Annotated in this window: 20 protein-coding genes; 15 read left to right on the forward strand and 5 right to left on the reverse strand. The window is 58.3% G+C overall.

What is annotated here, in order from left to right:
- Positions 1 to 11 precede the first annotated feature (11 nt).
- Positions 12 to 1,895 (reverse strand): tetratricopeptide repeat protein, encoded by a 1,884-nt coding sequence (locus HY011_26850; protein MBI3426563.1) that lies wholly within the window; start codon positions 1,893 to 1,895, stop codon positions 12 to 14.
- 180 nt (positions 1,896 to 2,075) lie between these two features.
- Here HY011_26850 and HY011_26855 point away from each other — a divergent pair, with 180 nt between their 5' ends.
- The 12 genes from HY011_26855 to HY011_26910 all read left to right on the forward strand — a co-directional run bounded on the left by HY011_26855 (position 2,076) and on the right by HY011_26910 (position 14,899).
- Positions 2,076 to 3,458: an FHA domain-containing protein gene (locus tag HY011_26855; GenBank protein ID MBI3426564.1), complete on the forward strand. Its 1,383-nt coding sequence runs from the start codon at positions 2,076 to 2,078 to the stop codon at positions 3,456 to 3,458.
- Complete coding sequence (locus HY011_26860; GenBank protein ID MBI3426565.1) at positions 3,415 to 4,047, forward strand: SIS domain-containing protein; 633 nt, start codon at positions 3,415 to 3,417, stop codon at positions 4,045 to 4,047. Before HY011_26855 ends, HY011_26860 begins: the two co-directional genes overlap by 44 nt.
- Positions 4,048 to 4,070: 23 nt before the next feature.
- The gene (locus HY011_26865) at positions 4,071 to 5,543 is read left to right on the forward strand and encodes a TonB family protein (protein MBI3426566.1); all 1,473 of its coding nucleotides are present in this window, start codon (positions 4,071 to 4,073) and stop codon (positions 5,541 to 5,543) included.
- Positions 5,462 to 6,037, forward strand: coding sequence for a TonB family protein (locus tag HY011_26870; protein ID MBI3426567.1), 576 nt, complete (start codon positions 5,462 to 5,464; stop codon positions 6,035 to 6,037). The genes HY011_26865 and HY011_26870 overlap by 82 nt, the downstream gene beginning before the upstream one ends.
- A 13-nt stretch (positions 6,038 to 6,050) precedes the next feature.
- Positions 6,051 to 7,016 (forward strand): hypothetical protein, encoded by a 966-nt coding sequence (locus tag HY011_26875; GenBank protein MBI3426568.1) that lies wholly within the window; start codon positions 6,051 to 6,053, stop codon positions 7,014 to 7,016.
- A 92-nt stretch (positions 7,017 to 7,108) separates the two neighbouring features.
- On the forward strand, positions 7,109 to 7,900 hold the full coding sequence (locus tag HY011_26880; GenBank protein ID MBI3426569.1) for an inositol monophosphatase: 792 nt from the start codon (positions 7,109 to 7,111) through the stop codon (positions 7,898 to 7,900).
- Between the two features lie 18 nt (positions 7,901 to 7,918).
- Positions 7,919 to 9,241 carry an amino acid permease gene (locus HY011_26885; protein MBI3426570.1) on the forward strand — a complete coding sequence of 441 codons (1,323 nt, stop codon included), beginning with the start codon at positions 7,919 to 7,921 and terminating at the stop codon, positions 9,239 to 9,241.
- 79 nt (positions 9,242 to 9,320) lie between these two features.
- A complete protein-coding gene (locus tag HY011_26890) occupies positions 9,321 to 10,394 on the forward strand; it encodes an aminotransferase class I/II-fold pyridoxal phosphate-dependent enzyme (protein ID MBI3426571.1) in 1,074 nt (357 codons plus the stop codon).
- Positions 10,395 to 10,517: 123 nt separating this feature from the next.
- Complete coding sequence (locus HY011_26895) at positions 10,518 to 11,414, forward strand: NAD(+)/NADH kinase (GenBank protein MBI3426572.1); 897 nt, start codon at positions 10,518 to 10,520, stop codon at positions 11,412 to 11,414.
- Positions 11,415 to 11,519: 105 nt separating this feature from the next.
- Positions 11,520 to 12,248: a rhomboid family intramembrane serine protease gene (locus tag HY011_26900; protein ID MBI3426573.1), complete on the forward strand. Its 729-nt coding sequence runs from the start codon at positions 11,520 to 11,522 to the stop codon at positions 12,246 to 12,248.
- 136 nt (positions 12,249 to 12,384) lie between these two features.
- Positions 12,385 to 14,142 carry a bifunctional 3'-5' exonuclease/DNA polymerase gene (locus tag HY011_26905; GenBank protein ID MBI3426574.1) on the forward strand — a complete coding sequence of 586 codons (1,758 nt, stop codon included), beginning with the start codon at positions 12,385 to 12,387 and terminating at the stop codon, positions 14,140 to 14,142.
- Between the two features lie 190 nt (positions 14,143 to 14,332).
- On the forward strand, positions 14,333 to 14,899 hold the full coding sequence (locus tag HY011_26910) for a sigma-70 family RNA polymerase sigma factor (GenBank protein MBI3426575.1): 567 nt from the start codon (positions 14,333 to 14,335) through the stop codon (positions 14,897 to 14,899).
- Positions 14,900 to 14,941: 42 nt separating this feature from the next.
- Here HY011_26910 and HY011_26915 read toward each other — a convergent pair whose 3' ends face one another.
- The 3 genes from HY011_26915 to HY011_26925 form a co-directional block, all read right to left on the reverse strand.
- Complete coding sequence (locus HY011_26915; protein ID MBI3426576.1) at positions 14,942 to 15,361, reverse strand: PaaI family thioesterase; 420 nt, start codon at positions 15,359 to 15,361, stop codon at positions 14,942 to 14,944.
- Positions 15,362 to 15,475: 114 nt separating this feature from the next.
- Complete coding sequence (locus HY011_26920) at positions 15,476 to 16,780, reverse strand: MFS transporter (protein ID MBI3426577.1); 1,305 nt, start codon at positions 16,778 to 16,780, stop codon at positions 15,476 to 15,478.
- Between the two features lie 109 nt (positions 16,781 to 16,889).
- The gene (locus HY011_26925; GenBank protein ID MBI3426578.1) at positions 16,890 to 17,279 is read right to left on the reverse strand and encodes a Dabb family protein; all 390 of its coding nucleotides are present in this window, start codon (positions 17,277 to 17,279) and stop codon (positions 16,890 to 16,892) included.
- Between the two features lie 164 nt (positions 17,280 to 17,443).
- On the opposite strand from HY011_26925, the gene HY011_26930 reads away from it, so the two are divergent.
- Positions 17,444 to 18,550, forward strand: a complete 1,107-nt coding sequence (locus tag HY011_26930) for a deoxyhypusine synthase (protein ID MBI3426579.1) — start codon at positions 17,444 to 17,446, stop codon at positions 18,548 to 18,550.
- Positions 18,551 to 18,940: 390 nt separating this feature from the next.
- Here HY011_26930 and HY011_26935 read toward each other — a convergent pair whose 3' ends face one another.
- On the reverse strand, positions 18,941 to 19,717 hold the full coding sequence (locus HY011_26935; protein ID MBI3426580.1) for an SDR family oxidoreductase: 777 nt from the start codon (positions 19,715 to 19,717) through the stop codon (positions 18,941 to 18,943).
- A gap of 6 nt (positions 19,718 to 19,723) precedes the next feature.
- Here HY011_26935 and HY011_26940 point away from each other — a divergent pair, with 6 nt between their 5' ends.
- Both HY011_26940 and HY011_26945 read left to right on the forward strand, forming a co-directional pair.
- Entirely contained in the window at positions 19,724 to 20,011 is a 288-nt protein-coding gene (locus HY011_26940; GenBank protein MBI3426581.1) for a PD40 domain-containing protein, read from the forward strand.
- Positions 20,012 to 20,025: 14 nt separating this feature from the next.
- Positions 20,026 to 20,571: a DinB family protein gene (locus tag HY011_26945; protein ID MBI3426582.1), complete on the forward strand. Its 546-nt coding sequence runs from the start codon at positions 20,026 to 20,028 to the stop codon at positions 20,569 to 20,571.
- The last annotated feature ends 5 nt before the right edge of the window (positions 20,572 to 20,576 follow it).

The following is a 20,576-nucleotide window of genomic DNA, read 5'->3' on the forward strand; positions in this document are numbered from 1 at the left end:
ACACAGACCGTTCAATTCCCTTCCTTCACGAACTCCACCGCAATCGGCTCTCCATCAAACCCAAACCGCGCATCGGTTGAAAAGCGATAGGTCACGCTCACGCGTGGCGCGGGTTTGAGCGGCCCGCAGGTCAGCGTCTGGCCGACCTCTTGCGAATAGGTGACGAACTGCACGCGCTCCGGCGTGGTCGTGTGTAATTCAAAGGTGCGCCGCTCGCCTTTGACCGTCAACGTCATGCCTTTGTCCGTGCAATCCACGCGGGTCAGCACGCCATCGGCTTTCTCGCCTTCAAAGCGGCGGCGCGGCGCGGGCTTCACTTCGACGGTCTTGCTGGCAGGCAGCGAAACGCCTTCCTGTTGCGCGGGGTAGCGGGCGCGCATCTCGGCCATGCGATTGACGGCGTCGAGCATGGATTGCGCCTGCGCGCGCAACTGCGGTTCGGCGGCGCTTTTGGCAAGCGGTTCCAGCACGCGGCGCGCCTCGTCGTATTTTTCCTGCCGCAGATAAACCTGCCCTAGCAGCGAGCCGAGTTCATCGCGCCCCGGCGTCAATTGCTGCGCACGTTTGAGCAACGTGACGGCTTCGTTCAGTTCTTCGTTGGTGATCAGATTGACGAAGGCGAGCAGGCGGTAGGCGTCGGCAAACGCTGGCGCGAGCGCGATGGTTTTGCGCAACTGTTCGCGCATCAGCTTGCCGGTGGCTTCGGGCACATCCTGAATCACGCGGGCGCTGCCTGACAGTTCATCCAGCAAGACCTGCGCGTAGTAATACGGCACTAGATAGTTTTGCGTGTTCAATGCGACGGCGCGTTGCAAATGCTGTTTGGCTTCGGCGAACTTTTGCCCGCGCACTTTCGCCAGGCCCAGCGCGGCGTGCGCGACGGCCAGCTTGGGATCGAGTTCGATGGCCTTGGCCAGATAGGTTTCGCACTCGGTGCGATTTGAATGCAGCAGCAAGTCGCCGAGGTAATACTGCACTTCGGCCTCGCTGAGCGGCGCGCTTTGCAGTGCGGCGTCAAATTCGACTTTGGCCTGCGCAGTGTATTGCTGAATCGGGTAACTGTTGCGGCTGATGTATTCGCGCAGTTCTTTTTCCAGCACGGCGTAATCGGTTTGAAAGGCCGTCTGGAAAGACTCGCCAATGGCCTTGCCGTCTGCGAGCATGCCCAGATATTGAATGAATTGCGGCTGGCGTTTGCCGCTATTGCCGAGCAGCAGGTAATGCACCAGCGCCCATGACTCGGCATAAAACACGCCTTTTTTGTCGCGTTCGTTGTATTCGGGCGCACCGTGATCCACGGCGAACAGGCGCGCCAGCGGCAGGAAGCGGTTTTCGCGCAGCAGAAAAACATGCGGCGCCAGCGGTTTGCCCAGCGTGACTTTCTTATCGCCATCGCTGATTTCAAAGGTGCTGTAATACTCGGCCAGCCCTTCGTTAAACCAGGCGGGCGGGCGGAAGGCGTTGTCGTTGAGCAGCGCATGCACATATTCGTGAAAGATGACGCGGTAAGGATCGCCGCTGTTCAGTTCCGTCGTCAGCGTGATGTAGTTGACGTCCTGGCCGGATTGAAAGTAACCCGCAACCTCACTGACGCCGCCCTGATAGACCGGCATAAACGGCTGATAGGCCGCGCGATTCTTGAAAATGACGACGCGCATCGGCACCGGCGAATTGACGTTGGCCTTGGGGAACAGTTTGGAGAAAACCTCGCGGAACTGTTCGAGCCGCGTGCCGACGCGGCGGATGTCTTTTTCGTTGGCGTTGCCGAGCAGCAGGAAGTTTTTGGACTGCACGCTCACCCACGGTTCTTTGGGAGCGGCGCTGGCAGACGGTTTGAACCATAGGAGCAGGCTGAACAAAATAACGGCGATGGCGAGCAGTGCGAAACGTTTCATTGCGAGACCTCCGATGTTGAAGTCAGTGATGCGACTTTGCCGAGCGGGTTGACCGCGAAAATATAGAAGCGCAAACGCAAAGGGTCAATTCGGGTGCGCACGCCGCTGCCTTTGGCCTATAATGCCAGCCGTCGCCCGCCTCATCCCCTATGCACTGCGAGGCTCACCGAGGTTCACCAGATGGCAAGCGAAGCAGCAGTAACCCGCACAATCCGGCTCCGCGATTATCGCTATTCGGGCGAAGTGCTTTCGCTCATGCTGACCTTCGTCGTGCTGCTGGCGCTTTACACCGCGCTGACGTTCTTCTTTCCGACGACATGGTCGGCCACAGTCAAGGCGCTGACAGTCACAGTGGCCGGTCTGGCGGTGTATGTCACGACGGTCAAGCTGCAACAAAAGGCAGCCTTTGGCACGCTGGTGCGCGTCAGTTCGCGGCAATTCTCCGAACTCTATGACATCGCCACCGTCGCGGCAGAGCGGTTGTCCGCGCCCTATGTACCGGTCTATGTCAAGCGTTCGTCCGAGATGAACATTTACACGCTGGGCCTGTGGCAGCAACCGTTGATCGTGCTGACCTCTTCGTTGGTGGATCAAATGCCGCCCGATGCCCTGCAATTTTTTATCGGGCGCGAGATCGGCCACGTGCAGGGCGGCCACACCTGGCTGCGCACATTGCTCAAACCGCTGGGTGCCGACATCCCCGTCATCGGCAAACTTTTCAACAGCGTCATCTTTGGCGATTGGATGAACCGCACCGAATTTACCGCCGACCGCGCGGGCTTTATCGCCTGCCGTTCGTTGACGACTTCGATCACGACGATGCTGAAATTCGGCGTCGGCATTCGCCTCTATGAAAAGCTGGACATCCGCGAATTCCTCGAACAGATCAACGAAGTCCGCAACGTCAGCGGCCATCTGACCGAGATCATGGCCGAACAGCCCTATCTGACCCAACGCATCCGCTCGCTGGTCAAGTTCGCCTTGTCCGAACGCGTGCGCCATCTGGTGCCCGAAAAGCAGGCGCACACCGGCATCCTGAAAGATTTGCCAACCGCCTTTATCAACACGGCCCGGTTGAAAGAAGTCCAGGATGCCGCCGCCGAGAATGCCCAGCAACTGGTTGAGTTTGACACCAAAGACATCCCCTTGTCTGAACGTTCAACCATCACCGATTTCGACACACTCGACACACAAGATAATCCTGACGATAACGGCCTGGATGCGCGCTTGCTGCTAATTCCGCAAGGCAGCGACACGCCGCATCTGTTGCGCCGCCGCCTGACGCGCATCGGGCGCAACAACGACAACGACATCGTGATTCAGAGCGACCGCGTCAGCCGTTACCATACTGAAATCCTGCGGCAAGACCGCGCCTTCGTCATCGTGGACAAAAACAGCCGCAACGGCGTCTGGATCAACGGCAACAAAATCACGGCGAATGTGCCAACGCCAATTCAATCGGGCGACGCCCTCCGCATCGGACGCCACGAATTCACTTTCAAGATCAAAGAACCTGCGCATGAGCATTCCGAACGCACAACCAGCCTCACACAAGCCATCTGAACCCAACGTTGACGAAGCTCGCCTCGCCCGCATCACCGCGCTGGCCGAAGCGAGCCTGACGGCCAACCGCGATTTCTTCGCCCAGCACAGCGCCGCCGTCGCACGCGCCGCCGCAATGATCTGCGCCGCCATGCGCGCAGGCGGCAAACTGCTGATCTTCGGCAACGGCGGTTCGGCAGCCGACGCGCAACACATCGCAGCAGAACTCGCATTCAGAATGGGCCGCGAACGTGCCGCCCTGCCTGCACTAGCACTAACCACCGACAGTTCCTTGCTCACGGCCATCAGCAACGACCGGGCGTTTGATTACGTGTTTGCGCGGCAATTGCAGGCGCTGGGCCGCTCTGGTGATGTAGCCCTGGCGATCACGACCAGCGGCAATTCGCCCAACATCGTCGAAGCTTTGAAAGAAGCCCGCGCACTTGGTATTACCACGATTGGCTTGCTCGGGAACACAGGGGGGCAAGCAGCGTCATTAGTAGACTTGGCGCTGATCGTGCCGCACCACGAGACACCACGCATTCAAGAAGTACACATTACGATCAGCCACATTATTTGTGATTTAATCGAGGATGAATTGTGCCCTTAATAAAACAAACCAAGGAGCCTCAGATGAAGAACCTATGCCTATGCCTGATAGTGACTGGTTTATGTCATTTCAATTCAGTCGCCACCTTTGCCCAACAACCAGCACCGCCGCCACCTAAACCCAATTCAACTTTGAAGCCTGTCTGGCAAGAACTGGTAGTGCCAGCGGGCAACTTCAAAATCGAATTCCCTGACAAACCGGTCGAGCAAACGCAAACCGTCAAGACCGCAACCGGTAATTACCCGCTGCATATTTTCCTATGTGAAAGTGGCGGAACGGCGTACCTGGCAAGTTACGTTGACTTCTCCATCTTGATTGACTCACCCGCTTCCATTAAAACCGCGCTCGACAATGGGCGTGATTCAATGCTGGCACGAAAAGATGCAAGCCTGATCAGCGAAAAAGAAATCACTTATGGCTTATATCCAGGACGTGAGATCAAAGCCAAGCTGGGTAATTTCACTGCGCAAACATACCTCTATCTGGTCAAGCAACGCCTTTACAATCTCTCCGCTTTTACACCAGTCGAATTGGCCGACAGCAAGGAGCTTGGCAACGCGGTGCAACGCTTTCTAGGCTCGTTCAGGTTGCTGGAAGTCCCCAAGCTCCCCGAAAACGTCGCCTCCATTTCTGCCGCGCTGGATAACATACAAGCACCACCGCCAGATTTCTTTGCACGTCCGGCAGTGTGGCAGGAATTAGCCAGTCCGGAATTCGGTTTCAAAATCACCATTCCGAGTGCCCCATTCAGACAAACGGTGGCGCTTGGCCCTAATCCGACAGATATTAAAGTCAACCTCTGGCTCGCTAAAGGCGATGACTTGTTTTGCACAGTGGTTCATCAGGGGCTGGTGAATCCGCCTAAGGATGAGCGCGCGGCTGAATTGATGCTGAATAGCGTTGTCAGCGGGATGATCGAGACTGACCAAATTCAAATTGTCAGCCAAACTCCGCGCTCGCTGGACGGACATCCTGGTCGTGAACTCAAACTGCAAATGGGTAACACCGGGACAGGTAGAGGCAGAGCCTACATTGTCGGGAAAAATGTCTATGCCTTTCTGGCAATTTCGCTTGGTGAAAAGCCCAACGACCAAGCAGTGGCGCGTGTGCTCGACTCTTTCAAGCTCTCACAAAAAAACATGGAGCCAGCGGAACCGCCGCCGCCGCCGCCGATGCCGAAATTGCGTGAGGAACTTATCCCGCAGGATGCCGTCAAAGTCTCCAACGGGATATTGCAAGGCGCACTGGCAACCAAAAAAGTGCAGCCGGAATATCCGCCGATTGCCAAAGCCGCCCGTGCCGATGGGCCTGTCGCCATTCAAGTCGCCTTATCCGAAACCGGCGAATTACTCGACGCGGTTGTGCTGGACGGACACCCCTTGTTGCGCGAAGCGGCGCTGGCGGCGGCGCGGCAATGGCAATTCAACGCGCATCAGGTGAATGGGAAGGCGGTGAAGGCGGTGGGCATTCTGGTGTTCAACTTTACGCTGCAATAGTGATGGCGAAGAAAACCTTACTACGAATCAAACGAATGCTGAGCCTGGCGATGATCGGCTTCGCTATCACTGGTGCGGCTTGTTCTGATTCGCAACCCATCCTCGAACTCTCACCTAATGAAAACCCAGCAGGATTGAAAGATAAAGCAACTCCTCCACCAACCAATATCCCAGAGATTTCTTCCCTTCCACCAAGCGCTCGGCCAATCACAGTTTCAGATGGCGTAATTCTTGGTATGGCAATCCGGAAAGTACAACCTGTTTATCCATTGGAAGCGCAGGCAAAAGGCATCACCGGCGAGATCAAAATCCGTGTGAACATTGATCAGGATGGAAACGTGGGAGAAGCCATTGCCCTCAATGGGCACCCGCTTTTACAAACAGCCGCACTGGCGGCAGTCAACCAATGGCGTTGGCGCCCCACTATGATTGATACCGACAGGCCAATTTACGTTCAAGGAATTTTGACCTTTCACTTTCCACCACACTCATAACTCGCTAACGACAATGTCTATCTACTCAATACAACCTACTGACTTTTCCAGCATCACCAACTACCCACTCGCCTCACGCCCCAGCAAAGTCACTGTGCGCGATTTCGCCCGCCCTTTGAACGACGAAGAAGCAAAGGGCGCAGCGGCTCTGCTCGACTCCCTACCCCACATCCTTGCCGCCGACACGCTGCGCGCCCTCGCCCAACACATCATCCAAGCCAAAGCAAAAAAGCGCGCTTGCATTTGGGGCCTCGGCGGCCACGTCATCAAAACCGGTCTCGCGCCGATCCTGATTGACCTGATGCGGCGCGGGTTTATCACCGGGCTGGCGATGAACGGCTCCGGCGTGATCCACGATTTCGAGATTGCGGTGGCCGGTTGGACTTCCGAGGACGTAGACAGCGCGCTCGGCGACGGCCAGTTCGGCATGGCCGAAGAGACGGGGCGAATGCTGAACGAAGCCGTCAAACGCGGCGTCGCCGATGGCCTCGGCTTTGGCGAGAGCGTGGGGCGGATGTTGAACGAAGTGCAGCCGCCCTACGCCGAATACTCGTTGCTGCACGCGGCCTATCAACTGCGCGTGCCCGTCACAGTGCACGTGACGCTGGGCACGGACATCATCCACTTGCATCCGCACGCTGATGGCGCGGCGCTGGGCGCGGCGTCGTATCAGGACTTCAAACTCTTCGCCGCGCTCGTCAAAGACCTCGATGGCGGCGGCGTTTACCTCAATGTCGGCTCGGCGGTCACGCTGCCCGAAGTCTTTCTGAAAGCTGTCACGATCGTGCGCAACCTGGGCCATTCATTGCAGGATTTCACCACGGCCAATCTGGACTTCATCCAGCATTACCGTCCGCTGACCAACGTCGTGCGAAGGCCCGTGGCGAATGGCGCGGGGCGCGGCTACAGCCTGACCGGCCATCACGAATTGACGATCCCACTGTTGGCGGCGACAATCCTTTCGCAAAGTAGTCAGTAGTCAGTAGTCAGTAGTCAGCAGATTTTGCTGAGAACTGACTACTGACTACCGACTACCGACTACCGACTACTGACTACCGACTACTCTTCCCTATGATCGAACTAGCAATCCAAGCGGCCCGCGAAGCCGGAGCCATTCTGCAAGACTACGCCGAGCGCGGCTTTGAGATTACGCACAAGGGCCGCATCAATCTCGTCACCGAAGCCGACCTCGCTAGCGAGCGGCATATCAAACAGCTCATCGCCGCGCACTTCCCGACGCATCGCATCATCGCGGAGGAAAGTTGGGAGGGCGAACACGACGTAACCGACGACAATTATTCGTGGCTGATTGATCCGCTGGATGGCACGACGAATTTCTCGCACGGCTTTCCTTGCTACGCGGTTTCCATTGGCGTCGAACGCAAAGGCGAATCGGTCGTGGGCGTCATTTACGATCCGTCACGCGATGAGATGTTTGCCGCCGAACGGGGCGCGGGCGCGACGCTGAATGGCAAGCCGATCCGTGTCTCTGACATTACCCAACTTGAAAAGGCGCTGACCGTATCCGGCTTCCCCTACGACGTGCGCGAACGCATGCACGAATACCTGCCTGCCTGGCGCGAATTCCTGAATCATTCGCAAGCCGTGCGCCGTTTGGGCGCGGCAGCAATTGACATGGCTTGCGTCGCTTGCGGGCGCATGGACGGATTCTGGGAGCACGGGCTGCGCGCCTGGGACGTGGCGGCGGGCTGGGTGATTATCGAAGAAGCAGGCGGGTGCGTGACTAAACTGGATGGCTCGCCCTTCGACAACTATTCGTCCAGCCTGCTGTGCACGAACGGTTTGGTTCATGACGAAATGCTGGCCGTGTTGCGCAGCGTGCGCGAAGAAACCAACCCCTAATCCGCAACTCACAATTTTATGAGCTTCGCCCGCAAACTCACCCTCTTCGACGCGACGATGATCGTCATCAGCGGCGTCATCGGCTCCGGCATCTTTATCAACCCGTATCTGGTCGCGGGTGCGGTCAAGACGACGTTTATGATCCTGGCCGTGTGGATTACGGGCGGTTTGGTCGCACTGGCCGGGGCGTTTGTCTTTGCCGAGTTGGGCACGGTGATGCCCAAAGTGGGCGGCCAGTACGCCTTTTTCCGTGAGGCCTTTCATCCGCTGGTCGCGTTTTTGCACGGCTGGTCGTTGTTGCTGATTATCCAATCGGGCGCGACGGCGGCGGTGGCAATGGCGTTTGCGCAATACATGGCGCGGCTGTTCAACCTGAGCAATTCGGTCATCACGCCAATGGCGGTGGCGATCTTGCTGGGGCTGGCGGCCTTTCACGCGCTGGGCATCAAGCCGGGCGCGATTCTGATCAACATCATCACCTTCGGCAAAACGCTGGCGATTGCGGGTCTCATCATCGGCGCGTTCGTGCTGACCAACCAGAGCGGCTTGGATTTTCAAACGCTGACGCCGCCGGGCTTGCAGGGCGGCGGCTTGTTCTCGGCGTTTCTGGCGGGGCTGGTGCCCGCGATGTTTTGTTACGGCGGCGGGCACAACCTGAATTTTATTTCGGAAGAAGTGAAAGACCCGGTGCGCACGATCCCGCGCGCCTTGCTGATCGGCGCGGTCTGCATCATTGCGATTTATGTCAGCGCGAATATCGCCTATGTGCACGTGCTGGGCGCGCCGGGCTTGGCGGCGACGACGACGCCGGCAGCGGATATGGCCAGACGGCTGGCGGGCAAATTTGGCGAACAGTTGATCAGCGCATTGATCGTCGTTTCGACGTTCGGGTTTATCAATCTGGGGCTGATGACCGCGCCGCGCGTCTATTACGCGATGGGCGCGGACGGCGTGTTTTTCAAAACGCTGGGCACGCTCAGCCCTCGATTCCAAGTGCCGACTGCGGCCATCCTGTTGCAAGGCGGACTGGCCGCAGTCTTCGCACTCTCGAACAGTTACGCCAAGCTGGTGAATTACGCGGTCTTTGCCGATTGGATTTTCTTTGCGCTGGCCGGGGCCGCGTTGATGGTGTTTCGGCGCGCGCTGCCGGATGCACCGCGTCCCAATCCCGCGCCGCTCTATCCGCTGACGCCGCTCTTTTTCACCATCGCTGGAATGGGCATTGTGCTCAATACGTTTGTAGCGGATAAACAGAATGCGTTGATCGGCGCGAGCATTATTGCGGGTGGCGTGCCGGTGTATTATTTGTGGCAACGATTCAATGCGGTACCGCGCGCGTGAGCAAGCGGGGCTTCAGACTGCGAGCCATTTAGCGTAGCGCGATGTCTCCGCGCGCGGCACCATAGCGCAAGGATTCCAAATGAAAAACAGTGTTTACATGACTTGGGCCAAATACCACGCCGGAGCGCGGTACAATCTGGCGAACAGCGGCATTCTCGGTTGCAGCGTGAGCGAGCTGTCGCTCAGCTTGGCTGATCTGCAAATCAACGGGCCGAATCACGAAGGCTACGCGCCGTTGAAAGAGGCCATCGCGGCGCAATACGGCGTGACAACGGAAGAGGTCGTCACGTCGCAAGGCACTTCGATGGCGAACTTTCTAGCGCTGGCGACGGTGCTGGAACGCGGCGACGAGGTCTTGCTGGAACATCCCGTTTACGAACCGATCATGGCGGCGGCGCAGTACTTGGGCGCGGAGGTCAAACGCTTCCACCGCACGCCCGCCAACCATTGGCAGGTTGATCTGGACGAGTTGCGTCAATTGATCTCGCCGCGCACGCGCTTGATTGTCCTGACCAGTCCGCACAATCCGAGCGGCGTGCCGGTTGAACGCGCAAGCTTGCAAGCCATCGGGGCAATGGCCGCCGAAGTCGGCGCGCGCGTGCTGGTGGATGAGGTTTACCGCGACATTCTGTTTGAAGACGCCGCGCCGGTCGTGGCGTCGTTGGGGCCGCACTTCATCACGACCAGCAGTTTGACCAAAAGCTATGGCCTGAGCGGGCTGCGTTGCGGCTGGATTTTGTGCGCGCCCGCCTTGGCCGAACGGATGCGGCGGTTGAATGATATTTTCGGCTCAGTCGGTTCGATGCCGAGCGATGCGTTGGCGGTGGCGGCGTTCGGGCAGTTGCCGCAGTTGGCAGCGCGCACGCGGGCATTGATGGAACCGAACCGGCAACTGGTGCGCGAGTTTTTGGCGGCGCACACCGACGAGTTGGAATGCTTCATGCCCGCGCATTCGATGACGATGTTCCCGCGTTTGCGGCGGCACGCCGACAGCCAGCCGCTGCACGACCGGTTGCGCGCGTATGAGACTTCGATTGTACCGGGCAAGTTTTTTGAGTTGCCGCAACACTTCCGGCTGGGCTTCGCGGTGCAGCCGGAGGATGTTGCCGTGGGGTTGCAAAATCTGGCGCGGGCGTTGCGCGAGTTGGCCTGAGTCCGCCGGAAAGCCAACTTGCCGCACAACAGAAGCGGTGTGTACAATCCCGGCTCGCGTGAATCAACTCCCTTCAATTCAACCTTTATTCGCCCAACGGATAGACACCAGAAAGGCTCGGCAATGCCCGCGCGGTCAGTTCATAATCTCGACAGCCAGAGTGGCAGCCAGAATGGCAACCAAATCGGCAACCGGATCGGTGTAATCGTCGGACCGCAAAAGCCCGAAGCCGCGCCGGTGTTGGCGGAACTCTCCGCTTGGTGCGAGGCGCGGGGCATCCGATGTTTTGCCGCCAACGAGACGGGCGAAGAATTGCCTGCGGACACTTCGTTGATCGTCGTGTTGGGCGGCGATGGCACGATGCTGGGGGCCTCCCGCTTAGTCGGACGCCTGGCCGGCGCGCGGCCCATTCCGGTGTTGGGCGTCAATCTGGGCTGGTTGGGCTATTTGACCGAATTCACGCGCGCCGAATTGTTGCCGGTTTTGGAGGAGTTGCTGGAACAGGGCTTCGAGGTGGATCAGCGCATGCTGCTGGACGTGCAAGTCGTGCGCGCCGGGCAAGTCATTGCCGAGCAGCGCGCCCTGAATGACGCGGTGATCAACAAAGCCGTGCCCGCGCGCATGATCGAATTGGAGTGTTACGTCAATGAACTTTTCGTCAACAGCTTTCGCGCCGACGGCATGATCGTGGCGACGCCGACCGGCTCAACGGCGTACTCGCTTTCGGCGGGCGGCCCCATTGTGCATCCGAGTATGACGGCAATGTTGTTGACGCCCATCTGCCCGCATCTGCTGTCAAATCGCCCCGTCGTCTTGCCCGGCGACAGTCTGGTTGAATTGGTGTTTAAGCGCGCCGACGGCGAATTGGTGCTGACCGTGGACGGTCAGGTCGGCGTCGAGTTGCAACTCAACGATCGCGTGCTCTTGCGCCGCAGCGCCACGACCTTCGACCTAGTGCGCCCCAAAAACCGCAACTACTTTGAAGTGCTGCGAACGAAGTTGAAGTGGGGAACAAGATGATTGCGGATTGTAGATTGCGGATTGCAGATTGACCCGAAGCCAACAATCCGCAATCTGCAATCTGCAATCCGCAGTCCGCAATCGTAACAGAGGACAAAAACCATGCTGATGCCCCTGGGTGATGACAATTCTGACCGGCAGCTTATGCCGTATGTGACCTATTTGCTGATTGGCTTGAATGTACTGGTCTTCCTGTTTTTGCAACGCAGCGATGCGTTCACCTATGGCTACAGCTATGTGCCCGCCGAGATCACCGGCGGACAGGATTTGGTCGGAACGTTTCGCATCGGGGGCGGCGCGGTGCAATTGTATGCGGGACCGACGCCGATTTACCTGACGCTGGTCTGGGCGATGTTTATGCACGGCGACATCATGCACATCGGCGGCAACATGCTTTATCTCTGGATATTCGGCGACAACGTCGAAGACCGCCTGGGCCACCTGAAGTTTCTGATCTTTTATCTGCTCTGCGGGTTTATCGCCAGCTTTGCGCAAATCTTCGTCGCGCCGAAATCCATTGTGCCGAACCTGGGCGCCTCGGGCGCGATTGCCGGCGTGCTGGGCGGGTACCTGATTCTCTTTCCGCATAAAGGCGTGCGCGTGCTGCTGGGCTATTCGGTCACGCAAGTGCCCGCCATCGTCGCCATCGGCTTATGGGGTGTGTTGCAATTCATCGGCGGCTTCGGTCAACTGGGGCGCGCGGGCGGCGGCGTGGCCTATATGGCGCACATCGGCGGGTTCATTGCGGGCATGTTGCTGGTGTTTCTGTTCCGCAATGCGGCGCAGCCGATGTTGCAACGGCAGATGAATGATTATTACGATGATGTAAATTGAGTTGGAAAAGACTCTCCCACAAAGTCACACGAAGAAACATCAAGAATAGCCAAGTGTGTGGGGCTTTCTTCGTGCTCTTTCGTGTGGCTTGGTGGGAAAGGTTTTCCTGGTTTGCGAGCAATAGAATTGAGGCAGTGTGATCTCTGGCAGTTACAAACTTATCACCACACCCGATGAATTGGCGCGCGCGGCCTCGCAATTGAGCGCGGAACCGTTCATCGGCTTTGACAGCGAAACCACCGGCCTCGACCCGCATACCGCCAAACCGCGCCTGTGGCAATTGGCGATGCCGCGCAACTGCTTCATCGTTGATCTCAACCATTTCACGCCCGCACAGTTGCAACCTATCCTGGCGCTGCTGGCCGCCGCTCAGCCCATCAAACTCGCACACAACGCCAAATTCGACGCCAAGTTTTTGCTCAAACATTTCAATACCCGGCTGGGCGCGTGTTTCGACACTTATCTCGCCAGCCAACTCATCAGCGCGGGCAACGAAAGCGACCGGCACGGCCTGGGCAGCGTGGTGCGCCACTATCTGGGGATGCAACTCGACAAAGAAGCCCAGTTGAGCGATTGGTCGCGCGCGCTCAGTGAGTATCAGTTGGAATACGCCGCGCGCGATGCCGCCGTCTTGCTGCCCCTGCGCGAACGGTTGCAAGACAAGCTGGAGCAGATGGAATTGACGCGCGTCGCACAACTGGAATTCGATTGCGTGCTCTCGATTGCGGCCATGGAACTGGCGGGTGTTTATCTGGACGCCGAACAGTGGCGCTTGCTGGTCAGGAGCATCCGTTCGCAATACGAAATCGTGGCCGACGAATTGCGCCGCGCATTGGCAGCAGGCTTGCCGCAGATGAGCCTGTTCGATACGCCACCCAACATCAACCTGGATAGCCCGCAACAGGTGTTGGAGGCCCTGCAACGGCTGGGCATCAGCATCGAGAGCACGCGCGAATGGCAGTTGCAGCGCCTGGCGTCAACGCAGCCCGTCATCGGCACCTTGCTGCAATACCGGCATCTCAGCAAATCGCTTTCGTCCTACGGCGACGGCATGCTCAATTTCATCAACCCGGTCACGGGTCGCATCCACGCCGAGTTCCGCCAGATTGGCACGCCCAGCGGACGGCTCGCGTCGTCGTCGCCCAGCCTGCAACAAATTCCGCACGACGTTGAGCATCGCTCCTGCTTCCGCGCGCCGCAGGGTCGCAAGCTGGTGGTCGCCGATTATTCGCAGATCGAAATGCGCATCCTGGCCGATTTTGCGCAAGACAAGGCCCTGTTGCAGGCGTTTGAATCGGGCGCGGATTTGCATCGCACGACCTCGGCACAAATGCTGGGCATTCCGCTCGCTCAGGTTTCGCCGCAACAACGCGAAGCCGCCAAACGGCTGAATTACGGCTTGGTGTACGGCATGGGCGCCGAAGGGCTGGCCGGGCAAATTAACTCATCCGTCAAAGAAGCCGAAGGGCTGATCGAACGGTATTTCCGTGCTTATTCCGGCGTCGCGCAATGGTTGCACCAGGCCGCCGAACAGGCTGTGCGCGAACGCCGCAGCCGCACCGCCTCAGGGCGTTTGTGGATTTACAACTTCGACACCAGCGACCGTTCGCAACTGGCGGCCTTGCGGCGCGTCGGCAAAAACACGCCGATTCAGGGCAGCGCTTCGGACATTTTCAAACGCGCGATGACGCTGATGGATGCAGCCTTGCTCGTCTACGACGCGCAAATCGTCAACAGCATCCACGATGAACTGGTGGTCGAATGCGCTGCCGAAATCGCCGACGAAGTAAAGGTTATCGTTACGCAAACGATGGTCGCGGCGGGCCGTGAATTCTTGCAGCGCGTGCCGGTCGAGGTCGAAGCCGTCATTGCCGCTGCTTGGGTGAAGAAATGAGCCTGGGCAAGCCTGGGTACGCACGCTTCCCCGCGTGCTGCTTGGTTAGAGGCGGAACAAGGTCAAAGGATTTCCCTTTCAGCCTTAGTCCGTCTGACGCCGCTGGCACGCTGGGAAGCGCCCGTGCCCAGGGGGGCGGTGCTAAATTCCCGCTTCGCCAGAACATTCCCCGCTTTCACAGAGGTAAGGCATGTCCCCACCAACTCACGAAGTCACCGCCTTACTGGTCGCCTGGAGCGCTGGCGATCAGGCGGCGCTCGATCAACTCGTGCCGCTGGTGCAGGCGGAATTACAGCGGCTGGCGCGGCGTTATCTGGGGCAAGAACGCCCCGGCCATCTCTTGCAAACCTCCGCGCTGGTCAACGAAGCTTACTTGCGCCTGATTGATTGGAAGAATGTGCAGTGGCAGAACCGCGCGCATTTCTTTGGCGTCTCGGCGCAACTGATGCGGCGCATCCTGGTGGATTTTGCGCGCCGCCGTCCGCGCGTCGCAGGCGCAAGCGTCAACCAGGTTTCACTCGAAGAAGCCTTGGTCGTCGGCAATGAACAGCGCGCCGACCTGGTCGCGTTGGATGAGGCCTTACAGAGTCTGGCTCAATTCGATGAACGCAAGGGCCGCATCGTTGAGTTGCGCTTTTTCGGCGGCCTGAGCATCGAAGAAACCGCCGAAGTCTTACAGGTCGCCCCCATCACCGTGATGCGCGAATGGAATAAAGCCAAAGCCTGGCTGTACCGCGAACTGAGCAAAACCTCTTAATTGCGGATTGCGGCCCAGCCCAAGCCTCTGCAATCTGCAATCCTACCGTTGCGGCGGGATTGAATAGGTCACGGTCGCGTGCGCAACGGGCTCGTCATCTCCCTCAGAAAACATCGTTACGTCTCCGACAGCCAGCCGCGCCCCAAGCTTGAGCAAGTTGGCCTGCGCCACGACATCGCCCGGCTGCGGTTTGCGCAAGAAATTGATATTCAGATTGGTCGTCACCGCCAAGGCCACCGGTCCAATGTGCGCCAACACCAGCAAATACATCGCCGTATCCGCCAGGGTCATTAACGCCGGACCTGAAATCGTCCCGCCGGGCCGCAATTGCTTTTCGTGATAATGCAACCGCACAACCAGCGTGCGGTCTTCGACCCGTTCAATGCGATAGGGCAGTGTTTTCATTTGCGGGAACTGTGCGGCGAGGAAGGCTTCAAGTTCGGCGGCGGTCATTTGCAGCATGGCGATCAATGTACAGCAGGCTGCCAGCTTGCTGCTGGCTTGGCAATTGCACCGATAAATCCGTGTGAACTGACCTTAAGCAACAGCGGGCTGCTAGCCTGCTGTTGCTTAAGGTCAGTGCTCTTTCACCTCAGAGTTGGAAAGCATGAAAGCGGCGGCCAGCAAAAACACCAGAATCCCCTGCACTAGCATAATGCGCGGCAGATAAATGCGTTCGGCCAGATAGCCCGTCACCAGCGCGCCCAGCGGCATGCCACCGCGAAAAGCGACCATGTAAATGCTCATCACACGTCCACGCATCTGATCGCTGACCAGCAATTGCACCAGTGAGGCAATCGAAGCGAAGACGCACATCATAAAAATGCCGCAGACAAAAATCGCCACGTAAGCCAGCCAGACCGAGGGCGCCAGCGAAAAGATAATGATCGTCAGGCCAAAGCCCATTTGCATGATCAGCGCGCGGCGGCCCTTGTTCGGCAAATTGCCGAGCGCCGCCATCACCAGCGCGCCCAGCACCGCGCCCGCGCCCGAAATCGAAATCATGATCGAATTGCCGTTGGCGCCCGTGTGAAAGATATTCTTGGCAAAGGCCGCGAAAAACGCCGTCATCTGCATCCCGAAAAACGTGCAGGAAAACGCCAGCAGCGTCAGCGAACGCAACCCTTCCTGATGCCAGACAAACGCAAGGCCCTCGCCCATCTCGCTCTTCATCCCGCCCGCCGGGGGGCGTGGGATGTGTTTGACGTTCAACGCCAGCAGCGACGCAATCACCGCCAGAAACGACAAGCCATTGATGCCGAAGCTGACCGACCCAGCCAGCAATTGATCGCTGATCCAAACGAAGGGTAACGCGCCCACCATCGGGCCGACGACGCGCGCCAGTTGGAACTGAATCGAATTGAGCGAGATGGCGTTCGGCAGGTCTTCTTTGGCGACCAGCATCGGAATCAGCGACTGATAGGCGGGGCCGCCAAACGCCTGTGCGCAACCGGCCATGAACGAAAGCGACAGCGCACTCCACACCAAAAACATCGTGGGCGCTTTGAAAAAGGCCAGTGCGGCCAGCGAAAACGCGCAGGTCAATTGCACCCATTGCGAAGCCAGCAAGATGCGCCGCCGGTCTACGCGATCGGCAATCACGCCGCCAATCAGCGTAAACAGCAAAATCGGCGCGGTGCTCAAAAATCCATTCAAACCCAAATAGCGTGTTTTGTTGGTGAGCGTCAACAGCACCCAACTCAACGCCGCTTCTTGCAACCAGGTGCCCGCGCTGGACGTGAACGCGCCGAACCACAGCAAGCGAAAATCGCGGTAGGCAAAGGCGCGAAAGACCTTGCCCAGCTTGCCGGGTTGCTGCGCGGGGGGCGCAGTCGCCGCCGGAGCAGTCACTGGTTCAGTAGCGGGAGCGGGTGTTGACATTGGGAAAGGATGAAGGATGAAGGATGAAGGATGAGGGATGAAGGATGAATCGGACACCAGGACGAGTGCGTTCACTTCATCCTTCATCCCTCATCCTTCAGCCTTCCTTTTAGTTGGTCACGTCGTGCGTGCGGCTCTCTTCGCGGACAGGCTCGTAAATCTTCATCCAGTCGTCGTGCGCCGGATGTTTGGCATAAGCGTCGAACGCCGCTTGATCTTTGAATTCCATCGCAAAGACGGTGCCGCCATCGGCATACGGCTGGACTTTGATCTTCTTGACCCAGACGTTGGTAATGCCCGGAATTTTCGCCGCCATCGTTTTGACGCCGTCAAGCGCGGCCTGCTGTTGGGCCGGGGTGGAATCAGCTTTCCACTTGACGGTGACGACGTGCAGGATGGTTTTCGGCTGGCCGAATTTGTTCTGGCCCAGGCTGACGCCGAGCGCGAAAACAGCGAGCAAGGCGCTGGCCAACAAAGTACGACGAATCGTGGTATTCACAGTTGCTGCTTCTCCTTTTGGATATGGTTGATTGGACTGGTTGAAATCGCGGTTGACCCTTTGCACCCGCCAACAGGGCAAACATTTGTCGGGTCAAGCCTGAGCATACTACTATGCCGCTTCCGACCGGCTCAACCCGGATTTACTTTCAGGAGACAACCGCCATGAATAAAAGCAAGTTTTTACAGGGCAAGCGCATCGCGCCCACGCCCATCACCAAAGACACCACCCTCGTTGAATTGCTCGAAAATACTTTCCAGGCTTACAACGCCGCCCGTTTGCGCGAAGGCGCGCAGCTTTTTGCCGAACGCATGCTCGGCGACAACGTCACCATCGGCATGACGCTGACCGGCGCGCTCACACCCGCCGGGTTGGGCATCTCCACCATCATTCCGTTGCTCGAAGCCGGGTTCGTGGATTGGATCATTTCCACCGGCGCGAATCTGTACCACGACACACACTTCGGTTTGGGATTAGCGATGCATCGCGGCAACCACACGATCAGCGACATCGTGTTGCGCGATGAAGGCGTCGTGCGCATCTACGACATCTTTTTCGATTACGAAGTCCTGCTTTCGACCGACGCCTTCTTCCGCGAAATCATCCGCGCCGAAGAGTTCCAGCGCGAGATGTCCACGGCAGAGTTTCATTATCTCTGCGGCAAATACGTCGCCGAACGCGAGCGCGTGCTAGGCCTCACGAATCAATCGGTGCTCTCGGCGGCCTATCATTACGGCGTGCCGGTTTACACCTCTTCGCCCGGCGACAGTTCGATTGGGATGAATGTGGCGGCCATGGAATTGCAAGGCGGCAAGCTGCGGCTGAATCCTTCGGCGGATGTGAACGAGACGGCGGCGCTGGTGCTGGCGGCCAAGCGCGGCTTTGCAGGTGAAGGCGGCCAATCCGGCATTTTCATCTGTGGCGGCGGCAGCCCGAAAAACTTTGCCCTGCAAACCGAACCGCAGATTCAGGAAGTGCTCGGCATCGAAGAGAAAGGCCACGATTACTTTTTGCAGATCACCGACGCCCGCCCCGATACCGGCGGCCTGAGCGGCGCGACACCCAGCGAAGCCGTCAGTTGGGGCAAAATTGATCCCGACCAATTGCCCGGCACCGTGGTGTGTTATGTGGATTCAACCGTCGCGCTGCCATTGATTACGGCGTATGCGCTCGCCAAACGTGAGCCGCGTCCGTTGAAACGACTGTACGACCGCCGCGCAGAGATGATGGGCTTGCTGAAAAGCGAATACGCAAAATCAGAACGTCGTTAAAATAACCCGGCAAAGACAGAGACAGGATTAACAGGATTAGCGGGATTAACAGGAACGAGCCAAAACACGTTCAGTACACGAGAAACTAAGTTATCTCGTGTTTTGAAAATTGTTTTTGCCGCGTTAGCGGCGGTTGAATTTAGCCGTGGGTTTTCAACCCACGGTATCCGCGCCACAAGCCCGCGTCGCGTCAGCGACGCTTGAATGGTCGCGTGTTTCAAGCGTCGCTGACGCGACGCGCAATTGATTGTGCGCTGCCCGTGGGTTGAAAACCCACGGCTAAATTCAACCGCCGCTCTGCGGCGAAGAGGTAAATGCCAGAAAATTTAGTTTTTCTTGTATTCAGCCTGTCCTATCCAGTTAATCCTGACAATCCTGTCAGAACTTCCTTCACCCCTGACCGCGCAAGCTGGGCAAGCCGACACCCGCCGCGTCAAATCCGCCATCCACCGCCAGCGTCTGCCCGTTGATAAAACTGGCCGCCTCGCTGCACAAAAACACCACGGCATCGGCAATCTCATGCACCGTGCCGTAACGCGCCAACGGAATCGCATCGCGGTAACTTGTGCGAATATCCGCCGAGTGTACCTGCTGCGCCATCGCCGTCTCGACCGGCCCAGGCGCGATGCAATTGACGCGAATCCCGGCGTCGCCTAGTTCGACCGCCTGCTGTTTCGTCAGATGAATCAGCGCCGCCTTGCTTGTCCCATACGCCACCCGCAACGTGCTCGCCCGTACACCCGAAATCGAAGCGATATTCACCACCGCCCCACCGCCGTGGCCAAGCATGACCGGCGCGCACGCCTGCGTCATCAAAAACGGCCCCGACAGATTTGTCGCCAGAATGCGCGTCCAATCGTCAAACGTCGTTTCGAGAATCGGTTTGAAAACGGCTACGCCCGCGTTATTCACCAACGCGTCAATCCGCCCAAAGTGCGCCGCGATTTTGGCGACGCTCTCTTGCACCTGCGCCGGATCGGACACATCGCCCACCACCGGCAAGACGCCCGCGTGCCCGCGCCACGCCTCCGCCGTTTGCGCCAGCGTCTCGGCGTCAATGTCGAGCAGGGCGACGCGGTAGTTTTCTGCGAGGAGCTTTTGGGCGATGGCGAGACCGATGCCGCGGGCGGCTCCAGTGACGAGGGCGACTTTGTTGGTGTTGTTCATCTCGGATTGTTTCAGTTCGAACTCTTTTTGCGGCGACTTGCGCCCGGCAGCCGGGAGTTGCAACTCACCAGCGACACTGGTGAAAACCTGCAACCCGCCTGGTCGCCCGCTGGCAAGCAGATCGTCTATCATGCGCGTCAACGCGGCGGGCTTTGGGTAATCTCAACGCCCGCCGCGTTAACGCGGCAACTGACCGAATTCGGCTCGCGTCCGGCGTGGTCGCCGCGCGGCGATCAGATTGTCTATGAATTTGCGGAAATGACCAACAATATCTGGCTGATGGAACTGAAATAGACAGGAGCAACCCAATGCAATTCGATCTCAATGAAGCTATCGCCGTGCTCGAACGCACGCCTGCCCTTTTACAAGTTTGGCTGAATGGCCTGCCCGGCGCTTGGACTGTAACCAATGAAGGCCCAGAAACCTGGAGCCCTTACGTCGTGCTCGGCCATCTGGCCCACGGCGAACGCGCCGATTGGATTCCGCGTGTGCGGTTGATTTTGGAGCACGGCGAAACGCAAACTTTTGAACCCTACGACCGGTTCGCCCAGTTCACTGAAAGCGCCGGAAAAAGCTTGCCTGAATTGCTGGCGGAATTTGCGACGCGGCGGGCGCAAAATGTACAGACGCTGCGGGCGTGGCAACTCAGCGAGGCTGATTTAGACAAAACCGGTACGCACCCCGCCTTCGGTCAAGTCAGCTTGCGCGCCTTGCTGGCAACCTGGGTGGCGCACGACCTCGATCACGTGGCGCAAATCGCGCGCGTGATGGCGAAGCAATACACCACCGCAGTCGGTCCGTGGTCGGCCTATTTGCGGATTTTGCAAGAGCGGCTGCCCACTGGAAACCGCTGAGCGCT

Source organism: Acidobacteriota bacterium (genome assembly GCA_016196035.1).
Lineage (GTDB): Bacteria > Acidobacteriota > Blastocatellia > RBC074 > RBC074 > JACPYM01.

Excerpts from the sequence above, each read along its gene's own strand:
- HY011_26930 (MBI3426579.1), top strand. The coding sequence starts at position 17,444 with ATGAATAAAAGCAAGTTTTTACAGGGCAAGCGCATCGCGCCCACGCCC.
- HY011_26935 (MBI3426580.1), bottom strand. The coding sequence starts at position 19,717 with ATGAACAACACCAACAAAGTCGCCCTCGTCACTGGAGCCGCCCGCGGC.
- HY011_26915 (MBI3426576.1), bottom strand. The coding sequence starts at position 15,361 with ATGCTGCAAATGACCGCCGCCGAACTTGAAGCCTTCCTCGCCGCACAG.
- HY011_26895 (MBI3426572.1), top strand. The coding sequence starts at position 10,518 with ATGCCCGCGCGGTCAGTTCATAATCTCGACAGCCAGAGTGGCAGCCAG.
- HY011_26870 (MBI3426567.1), top strand. The coding sequence starts at position 5,462 with ATGGCAATTCAACGCGCATCAGGTGAATGGGAAGGCGGTGAAGGCGGT.
- HY011_26855 (MBI3426564.1), top strand. The coding sequence starts at position 2,076 with ATGGCAAGCGAAGCAGCAGTAACCCGCACAATCCGGCTCCGCGATTAT.
- HY011_26875 (MBI3426568.1), top strand. The coding sequence starts at position 6,051 with ATGTCTATCTACTCAATACAACCTACTGACTTTTCCAGCATCACCAAC.
- HY011_26885 (MBI3426570.1), top strand. The coding sequence starts at position 7,919 with ATGAGCTTCGCCCGCAAACTCACCCTCTTCGACGCGACGATGATCGTC.
- HY011_26865 (MBI3426566.1), top strand. The coding sequence starts at position 4,071 with ATGAAGAACCTATGCCTATGCCTGATAGTGACTGGTTTATGTCATTTC.
- HY011_26860 (MBI3426565.1), top strand. The coding sequence starts at position 3,415 with ATGAGCATTCCGAACGCACAACCAGCCTCACACAAGCCATCTGAACCC.
- HY011_26850 (MBI3426563.1), bottom strand. The coding sequence starts at position 1,895 with ATGAAACGTTTCGCACTGCTCGCCATCGCCGTTATTTTGTTCAGCCTG.
- HY011_26920 (MBI3426577.1), bottom strand. The coding sequence starts at position 16,780 with ATGTCAACACCCGCTCCCGCTACTGAACCAGTGACTGCTCCGGCGGCG.
- HY011_26945 (MBI3426582.1), top strand. The coding sequence starts at position 20,026 with ATGCAATTCGATCTCAATGAAGCTATCGCCGTGCTCGAACGCACGCCT.
- HY011_26910 (MBI3426575.1), top strand. The coding sequence starts at position 14,333 with ATGTCCCCACCAACTCACGAAGTCACCGCCTTACTGGTCGCCTGGAGC.
- HY011_26880 (MBI3426569.1), top strand. The coding sequence starts at position 7,109 with ATGATCGAACTAGCAATCCAAGCGGCCCGCGAAGCCGGAGCCATTCTG.
- HY011_26890 (MBI3426571.1), top strand. The coding sequence starts at position 9,321 with ATGAAAAACAGTGTTTACATGACTTGGGCCAAATACCACGCCGGAGCG.